This window comes from Acidithiobacillus albertensis (genome assembly GCF_001931655.1).
Classification (GTDB): domain Bacteria; phylum Pseudomonadota; class Gammaproteobacteria; order Acidithiobacillales; family Acidithiobacillaceae; genus Acidithiobacillus; species Acidithiobacillus thiooxidans.
Genome location: NZ_MOAD01000001.1, coordinates 1,781,365 through 1,795,510, shown reverse-complemented (window position 1 = coordinate 1,795,510; position 14,146 = coordinate 1,781,365). Strand labels below are relative to the sequence as shown.

General features: G+C 53.8%; 13 protein-coding genes and 2 tRNA genes. 11 read left to right on the top strand and 4 right to left on the bottom strand.

The window, feature by feature from the left end; translation table 11 throughout:
• Positions 1 to 67: 67 nt before the first annotated feature.
• From BLW97_RS09375 to BLW97_RS09355, 5 genes are all read left to right on the top strand, one after another.
• Positions 68 to 448 carry a hypothetical protein gene (locus tag BLW97_RS09375; protein ID WP_031573815.1) on the top strand — a complete coding sequence of 127 codons (381 nt, stop codon included), beginning with the start codon at positions 68 to 70 and terminating at the stop codon, positions 446 to 448.
• A gap of 15 nt (positions 449 to 463) precedes the next feature.
• The gene (locus tag BLW97_RS09370) at positions 464 to 1,441 is read left to right on the top strand and encodes a heavy metal-binding domain-containing protein (RefSeq protein ID WP_010637971.1); all 978 of its coding nucleotides are present in this window, start codon (positions 464 to 466) and stop codon (positions 1,439 to 1,441) included.
• Positions 1,438 to 2,262, top strand: a complete 825-nt coding sequence (locus BLW97_RS09365) for a heavy metal-binding domain-containing protein (protein ID WP_010637973.1) — start codon at positions 1,438 to 1,440, stop codon at positions 2,260 to 2,262. The genes BLW97_RS09370 and BLW97_RS09365 overlap by 4 nt, the downstream gene beginning before the upstream one ends.
• Positions 2,263 to 2,291: 29 nt before the next feature.
• The gene (locus tag BLW97_RS09360; protein WP_075322986.1) at positions 2,292 to 3,032 is read left to right on the top strand and encodes a PspA/IM30 family protein; all 741 of its coding nucleotides are present in this window, start codon (positions 2,292 to 2,294) and stop codon (positions 3,030 to 3,032) included.
• A gap of 69 nt (positions 3,033 to 3,101) precedes the next feature.
• Positions 3,102 to 3,178, top strand: a tRNA-Arg gene (locus BLW97_RS09355).
• A 204-nt stretch (positions 3,179 to 3,382) separates the two neighbouring features.
• On the opposite strand, the gene BLW97_RS09350 is transcribed toward BLW97_RS09355, so the two are convergent.
• A complete protein-coding gene (locus BLW97_RS09350) occupies positions 3,383 to 3,874 on the bottom strand; it encodes a DsrE family protein (protein WP_075322985.1) in 492 nt (163 codons plus the stop codon).
• Positions 3,875 to 3,899: 25 nt separating this feature from the next.
• Complete coding sequence (locus BLW97_RS19785; RefSeq protein ID WP_010637979.1) at positions 3,900 to 4,490, bottom strand: cytochrome P460 family protein; 591 nt, start codon at positions 4,488 to 4,490, stop codon at positions 3,900 to 3,902.
• Between the two features lie 210 nt (positions 4,491 to 4,700).
• Here BLW97_RS19785 and BLW97_RS09340 point away from each other — a divergent pair, with 210 nt between their 5' ends.
• On the top strand, positions 4,701 to 5,504 hold the full coding sequence (locus BLW97_RS09340; RefSeq protein ID WP_010637981.1) for a hypothetical protein: 804 nt from the start codon (positions 4,701 to 4,703) through the stop codon (positions 5,502 to 5,504).
• A 198-nt stretch (positions 5,505 to 5,702) separates the two neighbouring features.
• Here BLW97_RS09340 and BLW97_RS09335 read toward each other — a convergent pair.
• Together BLW97_RS09335 and BLW97_RS09330 are read right to left on the bottom strand one after the other, a co-directional pair.
• Positions 5,703 to 5,778, bottom strand: a tRNA-Thr gene (locus BLW97_RS09335).
• Positions 5,779 to 5,848: 70 nt separating this feature from the next.
• Positions 5,849 to 7,063, bottom strand: coding sequence for a class I SAM-dependent rRNA methyltransferase (locus tag BLW97_RS09330; RefSeq protein WP_031568444.1), 1,215 nt, complete (start codon positions 7,061 to 7,063; stop codon positions 5,849 to 5,851).
• A gap of 150 nt (positions 7,064 to 7,213) precedes the next feature.
• Here BLW97_RS09330 and mtnA point away from each other — a divergent pair, with 150 nt between their 5' ends.
• From mtnA to hisC, 5 genes are all read left to right on the top strand, one after another.
• A complete protein-coding gene (mtnA, locus tag BLW97_RS09325; protein ID WP_075322984.1) occupies positions 7,214 to 8,251 on the top strand; it encodes an S-methyl-5-thioribose-1-phosphate isomerase in 1,038 nt (345 codons plus the stop codon).
• Between the two features lie 68 nt (positions 8,252 to 8,319).
• Positions 8,320 to 10,860, top strand: coding sequence for a DNA gyrase subunit A (gyrA, locus tag BLW97_RS09320; protein ID WP_075322983.1), 2,541 nt, complete (start codon positions 8,320 to 8,322; stop codon positions 10,858 to 10,860).
• Between the two features lie 3 nt (positions 10,861 to 10,863).
• Positions 10,864 to 11,952, top strand: coding sequence for a 3-phosphoserine/phosphohydroxythreonine transaminase (serC, locus tag BLW97_RS09315; RefSeq protein ID WP_075322982.1), 1,089 nt, complete (start codon positions 10,864 to 10,866; stop codon positions 11,950 to 11,952).
• Positions 11,953 to 11,963: 11 nt separating this feature from the next.
• Complete coding sequence (pheA, locus tag BLW97_RS09310; protein ID WP_075322981.1) at positions 11,964 to 13,046, top strand: prephenate dehydratase; 1,083 nt, start codon at positions 11,964 to 11,966, stop codon at positions 13,044 to 13,046.
• The gene (gene hisC / locus BLW97_RS09305) at positions 13,046 to 14,143 is read left to right on the top strand and encodes a histidinol-phosphate transaminase (protein ID WP_075322980.1); all 1,098 of its coding nucleotides are present in this window, start codon (positions 13,046 to 13,048) and stop codon (positions 14,141 to 14,143) included. The genes pheA and hisC overlap by 1 nt, the downstream gene beginning before the upstream one ends.
• The last annotated feature ends 3 nt before the right edge of the window (positions 14,144 to 14,146 follow it).

Below are 14,146 nucleotides of genomic sequence, written 5' to 3'. Positions count from 1 at the left end.
CGGTCTGAACTTGGGTAATTATTTTTTGAAAACCGAATGTGGCCGATAAAAGGGTGGGAGGCCCTCTATGAGCACAGATTTTGACCAAAGTACCGCCTGGATCAGGCGCGCGCAAGGCGACATGAAAGCTTTTGTTGAAGGATTGGCGGCAAGGCTGGAGGGAGATATGCCCGGCCTGGTTGAAGTCGAAAGAAAAAAAGACGGTTTTTTTGCCAAGACCAGCCATGTCCATGCCATTACTGTTCACACCAACAATAACGATTATTTACTGACTCATGAGGGTGCGCATATCAGCACGGTTCGCGCCAAAACCGTGCGTGGCGTGGTGCTTAAACATGAGGATTTACCACTCGCCACCTGGCTGGAAAGTCTGGTGAAAGACCTCGGTGATTTGTCCGGGGAAATGCAGGGAGCCAGCAATACATTGCACGATTTTCTCATGGGGTAACGGCAAGGAGGTACTATGTCCATTTGGGACAAGATCAAACACGGTATTGAGGAAGTCGCCCAGGATGCCCAGCGAGCGGCCGAAAATCTGGGTCATAACGTGAGCCAGGGCGTCCGTTCACAAACCCCTGAAGAAATGCAGCGTTATTCTGAATGGGAACAGGCCTTGCAGCAACGCCGCCTGCCCAATTTTGTCCAAAATCGCATGTTCGCGACTAGTCAGGGGCATCTTCCCTGGATCAGTACGGCCACTGCCGCAGAACTTCTTTTGCAGCGCAGTCACGGGGTTCAGCCTATCGGTATGGTAACCGGAAACTGTTGGTATCACTTTGGTTATTCCTGGACCCAGGGACACTACGATGGCTGGCACACGGCGGTAGAGCGTATGCGCCTGGAAGCCATCGCTCTGGGAGCCAATGCGATTGTCGATGTGCGCATGAAAGTGCGGCATGGGGAAGGTGAGGATATGGATTATGGGGTGACCGGCACCGCTATCCGGCTAACCGGAATTCCCCCTGCCACCGCGCCAGTTATCGCTACTGTGTCAGCCCTGGAATTTGTCCGTTTGCTGGAAGATGGCGTGGTTCCTGTAGGTATTGCCATTGGCGCCAATTTTGACTGGTACATGCCCTGGATGGGTACGGTCGCCGATCAGGCTTCTCAGCAGGCACCTTTTGCGGCACGTTACTGGAATATGGAAATTACCGACCTTTCTACTTTTCAGGAAAATGTCCGGCGCCGGGCGCTTTATGATTTGCGCGAAGATGGCCGGAAGATGGCTGCCGGAGTTCTTGGACACACCAGTTATACCCAAATGTTTCGGGTGCCTGCCGATCAGGACAACCCCGAACGCTTTCTTTGTCGCCACATCAGTATTGGTACCGCCATCAGTTATCTGCCAAAAAACCCACCGCAACATGAACTGCTTGCCATGATATCACTGGCTGATCACCCCCTGACCAGTGCTACTGACTCCAAAAAGGATTTGATATGACCGATAGTACAGAACATCTCGCTCCCCATGCTGTAGAGCGTCTGAAAGGACTGCGTTCGCAGGGCAGTCACGAAGGTATATTTACTTCGGATTTGTCCGTCAATGAGTTTGTGATGGTCCGCAAGGCCAATTTTGAGCCCTTGGGTCTGGTGGTCGGTTCGTGTATTTATCACATGGGAATCCAGTATGGAAACTGGAATCAAAACATGGAAATGGATGTACTTTCTCAGGCCATGTATCAGGCCCGTGAGCTGGCTATCAGTCGCATGGAGCAGGAATCCATTTTACTGCAGGCCGATGGTATTGTGGGTGTGCGACTGGAAGTGAAGCGTATGGAATGGGATCAGGACATTCTCGAATTCATGGCGATTGGCACGGCCATCGCCCACCGCAGTGGCGCGTCAGGCTTCAAGGGGGTGGGCGGCAAGCCCTTTACCAGTGATCTGAGTGGTCAGGACTTCTGGATGTTGTTGCAGGCGGGTTACCGCCCCATGGAAATGGTCATGGGTTCCTGTGTGTATCATGTGGCGCATCAAGGGCTGCTGAAATCTATGGGAAATGTGGGTCGCAATACGGAAATGGAACAATTTACCCAGGCCATGTATGACGCCCGGGAACTTGCCATGGAACGTATGCAACATGAGGCGCAGGAAGCCCAGGCGGACGGCATTACCGGCGTTCAGCTTCATGAAGGCAGCCATAACTGGAAACCCCATATCATCGAATTTTTTGCCGTCGGTACCGCCGTGAAAGCCATGGAAAATGCCGATGCTCTGGTTGATGGCCTGAGCCCGCAACTGGTTATTCCGGTCAACGATTAAAGCGCGATTCATTCGCAAGGAGAGTGTCAATGTCATTATTTAAGCATGCCTCAGAAATATTGCAGGGCAAGGTCAATCATTTTCTGAATAATGCGGAAGATCCTGCTGAAACTTTGGATTTATCGTATGAAAAAATGATCACCAACCTGCAGGAAACCAAACGCCATCTGGCCGATGTGGTTACTGAAAAAGTCTCGCTGGAAAGTCAGATGGCACAAGCTCAAAAAGCCGCTGACAAGGCCGACGCAGATGCCAAGATGGCTCTGGGTGCCAACCGTGAAGACCTGGCCCGTGCCGAGTTGGCCGAAAAGCAGTCCGAATTGCAAAAACTGGCCAGCCTCAAGGAAGCGCATGATGCAGTAGCGGCTCAGTCCCAGAAACTGCAGGATTATGAGCAGAAACTGCAGGATCATATCGAACAGTTCCGTACCCAGAAAGAAGTGACCAAAAGTGAAATGATGGCCGCCAAGGCTGAGGTCCAGGCTGGAGAATCATTAAGTGGTATCGGCAAGGGTATGGATGACGCCGGTGAGGCCATGCGTCGCGCCCAGGACCGCACCGCCCAAATGGAGTCCAAGGCAACTGCCATGGATGGCCTGATTGAGTCGGGTGCCCTCAGTGACCCCCTCGATACTCGCAGCCAAACCGATAAGGAACTGGATAAAGTGCGCGCCAGTAGTGGCGTTGATGATGATCTCGCCCGTCTAAAGGCAGAAATGGCCAAAGAAAAGGCCGGAGGGGCATCCGGAGACAGTTCGGGAAATTCCTGAGCATTCGTGGCTGCTGCTGGCGCAACATATTGACCCCGGCCAGTGCAGTCGCTATATTACGCCCTCGTTGCGCTCGTAGCTCAGCTGGATAGAGCAACTGGCTACGAACCAGTAGGTCGGGAGTTCGACTCTCTCCGAGCGCACCAAATAAAACAGGCACTTAGCGTAATTTGCTAGGTGCTTTTTTTTGGCCAACGCGAGGCTAACATCAGAACGGCCCCAGCCAAAGAAAACCGCCTGCATTCGGAAATCAGCGGGTTACAACATTATCTGATTAACTGAAAATTGCAAGAATCAATGGAACGGGAATTCCTGCGCGATGCCGGGCGCAAATTGGTTCTGATCGCCGCCTAATAAACTGGAACCAAAGCATACCCCTTTTCTTGGTAGGCGATGGTAGAGATGAAGCCACTTTCCACAGGCGTTACGCTCGGAATCAGCATGCTCGGAGATACGTCCATACCGTGTAGCGCCACGCCACAAGCCTGAAACTGGATGCCTTTGTGGCTGAGCTTCAGGATTTCTCCCTGAATCCCCGCAATATCCCTTTCTTCTGTATAAGGTATGCCCCGACGATCTTTGGTCAGAAATGCGACATCTGGACCGATAAAGACCACGATGAAGTGCGGTGTCACCTTTTGTTGCAGAAGTTGTTTGCGGGTCAAACCGATGACTTTGACCAGGTGATCCACAGCCGCCGGGTTGCGCATATTCACCAAAAACACGGCCTTTGCATCATGTAAGCCCGATAGCGCCGCAGTGTCATTGAGCTTTTCAGCCTGGGCATTGGGGAACAGGCAGCCAAGTGACAGAAATAGAAAGGCCAGAATAAAACGCTGCATGGGAATATCCTCCTGAATGAGCAGGCTACTGAACGACAGCCCCGGGATGTTTTTGAATTTGTGCCACGTAAGCCGGATTCATTTCCTGCTTGGAGAAAAACGCTTTCCAAGTGGTGATCGGCAATAACTGTGTTGGCGGCGGAGCAAAAACCAAGTCTTGATGGCGGACCAGTACGTGACAGGCGATACAGCTGCCCACTTTGCCATAAGCCAGGACTTTACCGGTGGGATCATAGGCAGCCATGATCCAGTTGCGGTCTGAAGGATCAAATTTAGCCGCCTTCAGCATGGCGGTAACGCCAACTAACTGCTTGTGGGCATTGTAATTCTCTTTGACCACCAAGCTTCCGTTACTATAGCGGGTCACTTTCAGTATCCCACCGGCTTTTTTTATAGTGGATATTGCCAAAGTGTTGGCCAAGTCCACAGTGTAAGGATCAACCGTCCGAGATCCCAGCTGAAAGGGTGTGCTTCCGGGCATGATGGCGTGCGTTTTTTGCAAAATTTGCACTTCTTTCCACAGAGCTTCAGGGCTGGGTCCGGCTGTATGCGCCCAAGCCATAGAAGAAAAACAACCGCTTATAGTGAGTAGTATAACAATATTAAGTTTTTGCATGACGCGGCTCCTGACTCAACCCGTAGTCTCCACGAATTGTCATGACGTGGAGAAGTTTGCTTCAAACCTAAAGCTTCTTGGAAATTATAGCGGGTATTCCGGAGGGGTGTACGGCCGATAGGGGCAGCGTGAGGCGACGCTGCTGCTTGGCAAAAATTAGAAAATAGCCTAATACCCCTTTGCTGCTTTATCTGACCAAAGGGGTTCACAATGAACAAAATAGCTGTAGCCGTCGCTCTTACTCTACTTCCGGTCTATGCCATGGGCGCAAGCATGACCGGCTCATTCGGGCAAACGCAGAATCTGATCGGCATTTATGGTCAGGTAGTCGGTACCCCTTCATCAGTTTCCGCTTCAGATCCTAGTGCATCCGCATCCGCATCTGGAGGCAATACTGTTGGCGGCGTTGGCGTCTTTGCAAACGGCGTGAACAGTGACTTGTGGTTTATGCATCTGGGGTTCAACTATGCCGCTGGTGCTGCCATCTCTGGAGGTTCCGGAACTGTCAATAACAACAACGCCAGCGGCTCTACTTCTGTAAATGGACACTCTCTGCAGTTTAACGCCAGACTGGGCAAGCTGTTTGCTGTGACGCCAGTAGTGGCGGTCGGTCCTTATCTGGCCTACCAATATGCTGACTTCAAGCTGGGGGTTAACGGCTTCGGGAATGTTACCTATGGGAATAATGCCCTGGGCGGCGGCGTTGAGCTTGTCACTAACACTGGCGGTCCTTTTGATGTGGATGCGCATATTGGCTACCTTGCGGGCGTAGACGCTACTGCCAGCGCAAATACCATTGACGGCAGTGGATCTTTTTCTAATCCGCCGTCTTCCGGTGTTGTGCAGTTGGGTGCGAAGGGCGTCTATGCCTTCACACCGCAATTCAGCGCTTTTGCTGGGATTGCGTATGATCGTTATCACACTTCCTACAACTATCCTCTTGAGGCCGTGAGCGCGTCGGCCACAATCAACGAGGTGCGCGGCATGGTGGGATTGGCTTACAACTTCGGATAAGTCCTTGCTGGTGCCCTAGTATCAATTTCGCTAGGGCTAGTCTTCACAGTACTCATAAGGCCTCCTAATCTTTCGCTCATGGTGCTCAAAACACCTACAGGCGGAACCTCCGCCGCGCCAGACTTGCGGGGGTTTTATGGCCGTTAGACTGGAAAAATAAAGGCACCTAGCAAATCTCGCTAAGGTGCCTGTTTTATTTGGTGCCGTTGAGGGGAATCGAACCTCTGACCTACTGATTACGAATCAGTTGCTCTACCGACTGAGCTACAACGGCGTGGGCGCGATTGTACCTGTCATGGGGCAGCGCGACAAGAATCCACCCCGTACCCGCCCCATCGTGAAAATTACTCCGGTTCGTCTGCAATCAATTCCCGTCGATGTATGTAAAAACCTTTCAAATAGCTGCTTTCGGGCACAGCGGGATGGATGGGATGATCCATGTCCTGGGTGCCTTCGCCGATAATGGCGTAATCGCCTCTTTGCGCCCCAAAGGCAATCTGGCCGAGCAGCGTCTCGCGGTTGAGATGATGGGAGCAGGAGGCCGTGAACAGAATTCCGCCCGGCGCGAGCAGGCGCATGGCCAGATCATTGAAGCGTCGGTAGGCAATGCTGCCTTCCTTGAAATCCTTTTTGGATTTGATCAATGCCGGGGGGTCGAGGACGATCAAATCAAACTGCTCACCACGATCCCGAAGTCGGGCCAAAGCTTCCATGGCGTCATCGTGCATGATGCGAATAGGGGCTACCGCATTGCGCCGGGCATTTTCTTCCAGCAGGGCCAGAGCGGGCGCCGAGCTGTCTACTGCGGTGACTTCAAGCGCCCCGGCCTTGGCCAAGGGGATGCTGAAAGCGCCGAGATAGGCAAAGCAATCCAGAACACGTCTACCGGGGGCATAACTCAGCAGGCGACGACGATTGGCGCGATGGTCGTAAAACCATCCGGTTTTTTGACCGCCGCGCGGGTCCATCTCAAATAAGCAATCATTCTCCCAAATCTGCAGACGCTCCGGAACCTGTCCGAATAGAACCTCTACCCGATCTTCCAAACCTTCCAGACGCCGCGCCGCGCCGCCCGCTTTTAGTAGTATGCCCGTGGGGTGTAAAAGTGCTTGCAGGGCGTTGGCAACCAGGGCGATGTCCCGATCCATACCCAGGCTGCCAGGCTGCATGACCAAGGTATCTTCATAGCGATCAATAATCAGGCCGGGCAGGCCATCTCCCTCGCCATGCACCAATCGGTAAAAAGGCGCGGAAAAAAATTTTTCACGCATGCGCAACGCCTGGTGCAAGCGTTCCTGATAAAATGCTTCATCAATCAGTAGATGGGGATCACGGCTGAGGAGGCGCCCGCAAAGGAGGGTGTGCGGATTGATATGCGCCAGGCCGATGGCTTTACCCTGGGCATCTTCTATTCTGCAGACACTGCCGGGGATCATTCCATGCAGAGGCGTTTTGGTGACGTCGATTTCGTTGCTGTAAATCCAGAGGTGACCGGCACGCAAACGGCGGTCTTCCTTGGGGCGCAGGCGCAGAACAGGGTAATGGTGGGTGGCAGACATGATCAAAACCTATAGGAAAAGGAAAGTTGCCCCGGCATTTCGGGGGCGAGTAAGGTCCTGCATTTTACAGATATTTCGTTGATCCGTATATTGAGCGCGCCGTGTATTTTATCCGGCGCTGTCCGAAGCCCGCCACTCAGGAGATTCTCTGTGCCTATAGTCGATAATATTCGTGCCATTCGTTGGGAAGACCAGCAGCTTTGCCTGCTCGATCAGCGCTTGTTACCACAACAGGAAATCTGGTTGCAGCTGGGTGACTATCGCGAGGTGGCTGTGGCCATTACGCAAATGGTAGTACGCGGGGCACCGGCTATTGGCGTGACGGCGGCTTATGCCATGGCATTGGCTGTGCAGGAAATGCGGCAATTTTCTGACTGGCAGCAGCGTTTGGCAGGAGCAGCAGCGGAAATCAAGGCGGCGCGGCCCACAGCCGTCAATTTAGCCTGGGCAACAGATCGTCAATTAAAGCTGGCGCAAGGTGAAAGGGCTGCTGACCGGGCTGCGGCATTATTGCTGCAGGCCGCCCATGACTTGCTGGAACAGGACATCGCCGACAATCAACAGATGGGTCGCCATGGCGCCGCCTTGTTGCCCGAGCAGGGCGGCATCCTCACGCACTGCAATACCGGGAGTTTGGCCACGGGGGGCTATGGTACGGCGCTGGGCGTCATCCGGGCGGGCATTTCTGCCGGAAAACAACTGCAGGTGTATGCCGACGAAACCCGGCCCTGGTTGCAAGGTGCGCGCCTGACCGCCTGGGAACTCCAGAAGGACGGCATTCCCTTTCACCTGAATACCGATAGTGCAGCGGCCTATCTCATGCAGCAGGGGCTGATTCAGGCGGTGATTGTAGGCGCTGACCGGATTGCCGCCAATGGTGATGCAGCCAATAAAATCGGAACCTATAGTCTCGCAGTATTGGCGCAATATCATCAGATTCCCTTTTATGTGGCAGCACCCTTAAGTACGGTAGATTTCGCCATGCCCGCCGGAGAAGGAATTGTTATTGAAGAGCGTCCGGACAGCGAAGTCCGGCAGTGTGCGGGTCATGATGTGGCTCCAGCGGGTGTTAAAGTGCGCAATCCGGCTTTTGATGTCACCCCGGCTGCTCTCATAACGGCGATTATTACCGAAAAAGGGGTGGCCCGGCCGGACTACCTGCACAGTCTTGCCAATCTGCGTGGCTGAAACATGCAGACAGCATCCTGTTGTGGCATAATGCCCCGTTAAAATAATCAAGGATATCCGGTCTCCAGATGATAGAGTTCGCCAAAGAAACCATTCCCGTCAGTCTCGAAAAGGAAATGCGCCAGTCCTACCTCGATTACGCGATGAGTGTAATTGTCGGGCGGGCGCTTCCTGATGCCCGCGATGGCCTGAAACCAGTACATCGTCGGGTGCTTTTTGCCATGCACGAGATGAATAACGACTGGAACAAGCCCTACAAAAAATCTGCCCGCGTGGTGGGTGATGTCATTGGTAAATATCATCCGCACGGAGATACTGCCGTATATGACACCATGGTGCGTATGGCTCAGGACTTTTCCATGCGCTATCCCCTTATTGACGGGCAGGGTAACTTTGGTTCGGTAGATGGTGATAGTCCGGCGGCCATGCGTTATACCGAAGTGCGCATGTCGCGCATTGCCCATGAAATGCTCGCCGATCTGGAAAAAGAAACGGTGGATTTTGGCCCCAATTACGACGAGAAAGAATGGGAACCGCTGGTCATGCCAGCACGGATCCCAAACCTGCTCATCAACGGTTCGGCCGGGATTGCGGTGGGTATGGCCACCAACATCCCCCCCCACAACCTGACGGAAATCATCAATGCCTGTCTGGCCTTGGTGGATGATCCGCAGATCTCTGATGAAGCTTTGTTCGATCTGGTGCCTGCACCCGATTTCCCGACTGCCGGCTACATTCTTGGCCGGGCTGGCAGTATTGAAGCATACCGCAGTGGTCGTGGCCGCGTAGTCATGCGTGCGCGTAGCGAATTTGAAACGGACAAAAAAACCAATCGGCAGAGCATTATTGTTACGGAATTGCCCTATCAGGTGAACAAGGCCCGCCTGATTGAACGCATTGCCGAAATGGTCAAGGAAAAGCGTCTGGAAGGCATCAGTGACCTGCGCGATGAGTCGGATAAGTCAGGTATGCGCATTGCCATTGAGCTAAAGCGCGATGCCAATGCCGATGTGGTGCTCAATAATCTGTTCCAGCATACGGCCATGCAAAGCGTTTTTAATATCAACATGGTGGCTTTGCTCGACGGCGCGCCCCGGACTTTGGGTTTACGTGAACTGCTTGATGCCTTCATTCAGCATCGTCGGGAAGTAGTAACCCGCCGCACCATTTTTGAACTGAAAAAAGCCCGTGATCGTGCCCATATTCTGGAAGGTCTGGCGGTGGCTCTGGTCAACCTCGATCCGCTCATCAGTCTGATTCGCGCAGCGGCCAATCCAGCCGAGGCCAAGGCCAAAATGCTGGAGCGGGTTTGGGAGCCGGGGATGGTGGCTTCCCTGCTTACCGAGCGTGGCGAACCCTCTGACGGGATGCAGGCTGATGGTTATCACCTTTCCGAAACCCAGGCACAGGCCATTCTCGACTTGCGTCTGCATCGGCTGACCGGTCTGGAGCAGGATAAAATCCGTGATGAGTACCTGGGCTTGCTGGATCGCATTAAGGAATTACTGGAGATTCTCGGGTCCCATGTGCGCTTGATGGAAGTCATTCGCGAAGAGCTGGTAGCCATTCTTGATCAGTACGGTGATGTCCGACGGAGTGAAATTGTGGCCGATACCGGCGATATTTCCAATGAAGATCTCATTGCCGAAGAAGAAATGGTGGTGACCTTCACCCATGCCGGTTACATCAAAGCCCAACCGGTCACCGTATTTAATGCCCAGCGTCGCGGTGGTAAGGGAAAAATGGCGACGACCACCAAGGAAGAAGACTTCGTGGAGCGGATGTTCTGCGCTTCTACCCATGCCTACTGCCTGTTTTTCAGTAACCTCGGCAAGGTGTTCTGGCAAAAAATTTATCAGTTACCCCAGGCGGGTCGCGGTGCCAAGGGCAAGCCGATTGTAAATCTGCTGTCGCTGGCTCCCACCGAACATATTACTGCGGTGTTGGCGGTGCGCGATTTTACGGAAGGACAATTTGTGTGCATGGTGACTGCCCATGGGGTCGTCAAAAAAACCCCGGTCATGGATTATTCCCGACCGCGCAGTCAGGGTATTAACGCCATCAATCTCGATGATGGAGATCGTCTGGTGAGCGTCTGCCTCTCCGATGGGCAACGCGAAGTCATGCTCTTTACCCGTCACGGCATGGCGGTCCGTTTCCCGGAAGAAAAGGTCCGGGCCATGGGGCGTAATACCCGGGGTGTACGGGGCATCAGTCTGGCAGAAAACGATCGGGTGATTTCTGCGGAACTGGTCGATGCGAATCAGATCGTACTGACAGCAACAGCCAATGGTTATGGCAAGCTCACCACGGTCGAAGAATATCGACGGACCAATCGCGGCGGTAAAGGGGTCATCGCCATTCAGACCAATGAACGCAACGGAAATGTGGTTGGTGCTCTGGCAGTGACGGAGCGGGACGAATTGATGTTGGTCTCCGACCACGGCACACTGATTCGAATTGCGGTGGACAGCATCCGGCGTACGGGTCGAAATGCCCAGGGGGTGCGTCTGATTAATCTGGGCGAGGGCGAGCAGCTTGCCGGTTTGGCGCTTATTGCAGAAACAGATGAAGAGGAGGGGGAGCAGTCCGAACTGCCCCAGGAATAAATCATGAATCAGCCGGTATATAATTTTGGTGCGGGTCCTGCCATGTTGCCGCCTGCAGTGCTGGAGCAAGTGCAGGCGGAACTGCTGGATTGGCATGGTCGTGGTATTTCCATCATGGAAATGAGCCATCGTGGCGCGGATTACATGCAGATTATTGCGGAAGCCGAGCAGGATCTCCGTGATCTCATGAACATCCCGGAAAATTACAAGGTCCTGTTTCTGCAAGGCGGCGCCACCCTCCAGTTTGCCATGGTTCCGATCAATTTGTTACGTGGGCATCACAAGGCCAGCTATGTGCAGACCGGCATCTGGTCAGAAAAAGCCTTGAATGAGGCGCGGCGTTTTGCTGAGGTGGAGGTTTCTGCGAGTAATGCCGATCGTCAGGCCCGTCTGGTACCGCCCCAGTCCGAATGGCAGGTCAGCAAAGACACTGCTTATGTGCATATTGCCGGCAATGAAACCATTGGTGGCGTGGAATTCGACTTTGTTCCAGAGTTGGGAGACATTCCGCTGGTCAGCGATGCTTCTTCCCATATTTTATCGCGCCCCGTGGATGCCAGCCGGTTCGGGCTGATTTATGCGGGTGCCCAGAAAAATATTGGTCCGGCTGGCTTGACCCTGGTCATTGTGCGTGAAGACTTGCTGGGACAGGCCCCGGCCAATACGCCCACCATGCTGGATTATGCCGTGCAGGCCAAAGAAGGTTCCATGCACAATACCCCGCCCACATTTGCCATTTATGTGGCCGGTCTGGTGTTCAAATGGTTAAAAAAGACCGGTGGCCTGCAGGCTATGGCCGAACGCAATGCGCGCAAGGCGCAATTGCTGTATCAGGCCATAGACGGATCAGCGGGTTTTTATACCAATCCAATTGAACCGCGTAACCGGTCCTGGATGAATGTGCCCTTTACCCTGAAAAACGCCAATCTGGACAAGGCATTCCTGCAGGAAGCCGAAGTTCAGCACCTGCTGCAGCTCAAAGGTCATCGTCTGTTGGGTGGAATGCGCGCATCCATTTATAATGCCATGCCCGAGACCGGTGTGCAGGCGTTGGTGGATTTCATGCGGGACTTTGCCCGCAAGCACAACTAGGAGCGTTGCTTTTGAAAACATCCTCGCGCAGCCTGGTGGAATTGCGTGCCGCCATTGATCAGGTTGATGGCAAAATTCTGGCGTTACTGAGCGAGCGGGGCCAACTGGCCCACGCCGTGGGTGAACTCAAGCGCGCCGAGGGCGAAAGCCGTTTTTATCATCCTGATCGTGAGGCGGAAATCCTGCGACGGATTATGCAGGAAAATCCCGGACCTTTTACAGATGCCCAGGTGGCCAGCATTTATCGGGAGATTATTTCGGCAGGACTGGCTCAGGAAGAAACTCTGCAAGTCGCTTATCTGGGGCCGGCAGGGACATTCTCGCAGATGGCCGCACAAAAACATTTCGGCCGTTCAGCATCTTTTCAACCGACGGCCAGTATCCCTGAAATTTTCCGGATGGTGGATGGCGGGCAGGCACAATTTGGCGTGGTTCCGGTGGAAAACAGCACGGAAGGTTCCGTCAACCTGACGCTGGATTTGTTACTGGATTATCCCCTGCAAATTTGCGGGGAAGTACAGTTACGCATTGTCCATAATCTGGTGGCCAATATTCCCATGGAACAAATCCGCAAGGTTTACGTGCATTACCAGACCCGCGCCCAGTGTCGACAATGGTTGGCTATGCATATGCCCCAGGTGGAACTGGTGGATGTTCCCAGTAATGGGGTAGCCGCAGAACGGGCAGTCCAGGATCCGCAAAGCGCTGCCATTTCAACCACTGTAGCTGCCGAAACTTATGCCCTGAATATCCTGCAGGCAGGCATTGAAGACAACCCGGAAAACACCACCCGTTTTCTGGTCATCGGAAAAATTTTTACGCGTCCCACTGGTCAGGATAAAACCAGCCTGGTGGTGGCGGGCATTAATCGGCCGGGAAGTCTCCACGCGCTCCTGTCGCCTCTGGCCGATGCGCATATCAGCCTGACCCGCATAGAATCCCGTCCCGCGCGTTCGGCGGTCTGGGAATACGTTTTTTATCTGGATTTGTTGGGACATTGTCAGGATTCCGACTTAACTCCGGTTCTCGATGCCCTTGCGGCACAGTCTTCTTTTTATCGTTGTCTGGGAAGTTATCCCAAGGCGGTTTTTTAATGGCACTGAATTTTCTGGAGTACGCAGCTCCGGGTGTGGCGGATTTACGTCCCTATCAACCCGGCAAACCTCTGGCTGAACTGGAACGCGAACTGGGCATTCGCGACGCCATCAAACTGGCTTCCAATGAAAATCCCCTGGGTCCCAGTCCGTTGGCGCTGGCGGCAATACGTGACGCATTGCCCGATCTGGCTCTTTATCCAGAAGGTGGCGCCCCGGAACTGCGGGCGCGCCTTGCGCAAATGCATGACCTGGATCCCCGGCAATTTATTTTTGGAAATGGTTCGGATCAGGTTATTGAAATGGCGGTCCGTGCCTTTGCCGGGCCAGGGACGGAAGTGATTGTGTCGCAATATGCTTTTGCCGCTTATGCCATTGCTGCACAGGCCAGTGGTGCGACGGTACGAACCGCGCCTGCTCGCAATTACGGACATGATCTGGATGCCATGACGGCCTTGCTCAGCGAGCGGACGCGGCTGGTATTTATCGCCAATCCCAATAATCCAACCGGCACGCAATTGTCCGGCGCAGCCCTGGAAACCTTTATTGATAGTGTTCCGGCGCATGCCCTGGTAGTTCTCGACGAGGCCTATCTGGAACTGATGGACGACGACAATTATCCCGATGGTCGCCAATGGCTGGGACGTTTCAGCAATTTGCTGGTAACCCGGACTTTTTCCAAGGCTTATGGCTTGGCCGGCCTGCGCTGTGGTTATGGAATGGGGCATCCGGACCTGATTGCCGTGCTTGAACGCGTCCGTCAGCCTTTCAATATCAACAGCCTGGCGCAGGTAGCTGCGCATGCCGCCCTGCTTGATACCCGGCATTTGGAGGCAACACGCGTCAATAATCGACAGGAAAGACAGGTTCTGGCGGAGGGGTTGGATAAATTTGGATTGACAATTCTCCCCCCTGCAGGCAATTTTACCGCCTTCGCCGTACCGGGAGGAGGGCAGCGCGTGTATGTGGCGTTGTTAGAGCGTGGTGTGATCGTGCGCCCCCTCAGCCCCTACGGCATGCCGGATCATCTGCGGGTGAGTGTGGGCCTGCCGGTGGAAAATCAACGTTTTCTGAAAATGCTGGGCGAGGTCCTGTAATCC

Coding starts and splice junctions, on each gene's coding strand:
- BLW97_RS09340 (WP_010637981.1), top strand. CDS start 4,701: ATGAACAAAATAGCTGTAGCCGTCGCTCTTACTCTACTTCCGGTCTAT.
- serC (WP_075322982.1), top strand. CDS start 10,864: ATGAATCAGCCGGTATATAATTTTGGTGCGGGTCCTGCCATGTTGCCG.
- BLW97_RS19785 (WP_010637979.1), bottom strand. CDS start 4,490: ATGCAAAAACTTAATATTGTTATACTACTCACTATAAGCGGTTGTTTT.
- BLW97_RS09365 (WP_010637973.1), top strand. CDS start 1,438: ATGACCGATAGTACAGAACATCTCGCTCCCCATGCTGTAGAGCGTCTG.
- BLW97_RS09375 (WP_031573815.1), top strand. CDS start 68: ATGAGCACAGATTTTGACCAAAGTACCGCCTGGATCAGGCGCGCGCAA.
- BLW97_RS09360 (WP_075322986.1), top strand. CDS start 2,292: ATGTCATTATTTAAGCATGCCTCAGAAATATTGCAGGGCAAGGTCAAT.
- hisC (WP_075322980.1), top strand. CDS start 13,046: ATGGCACTGAATTTTCTGGAGTACGCAGCTCCGGGTGTGGCGGATTTA.
- gyrA (WP_075322983.1), top strand. CDS start 8,320: ATGATAGAGTTCGCCAAAGAAACCATTCCCGTCAGTCTCGAAAAGGAA.
- BLW97_RS09350 (WP_075322985.1), bottom strand. CDS start 3,874: ATGCAGCGTTTTATTCTGGCCTTTCTATTTCTGTCACTTGGCTGCCTG.
- BLW97_RS09330 (WP_031568444.1), bottom strand. CDS start 7,063: ATGTCTGCCACCCACCATTACCCTGTTCTGCGCCTGCGCCCCAAGGAA.
- BLW97_RS09370 (WP_010637971.1), top strand. CDS start 464: ATGTCCATTTGGGACAAGATCAAACACGGTATTGAGGAAGTCGCCCAG.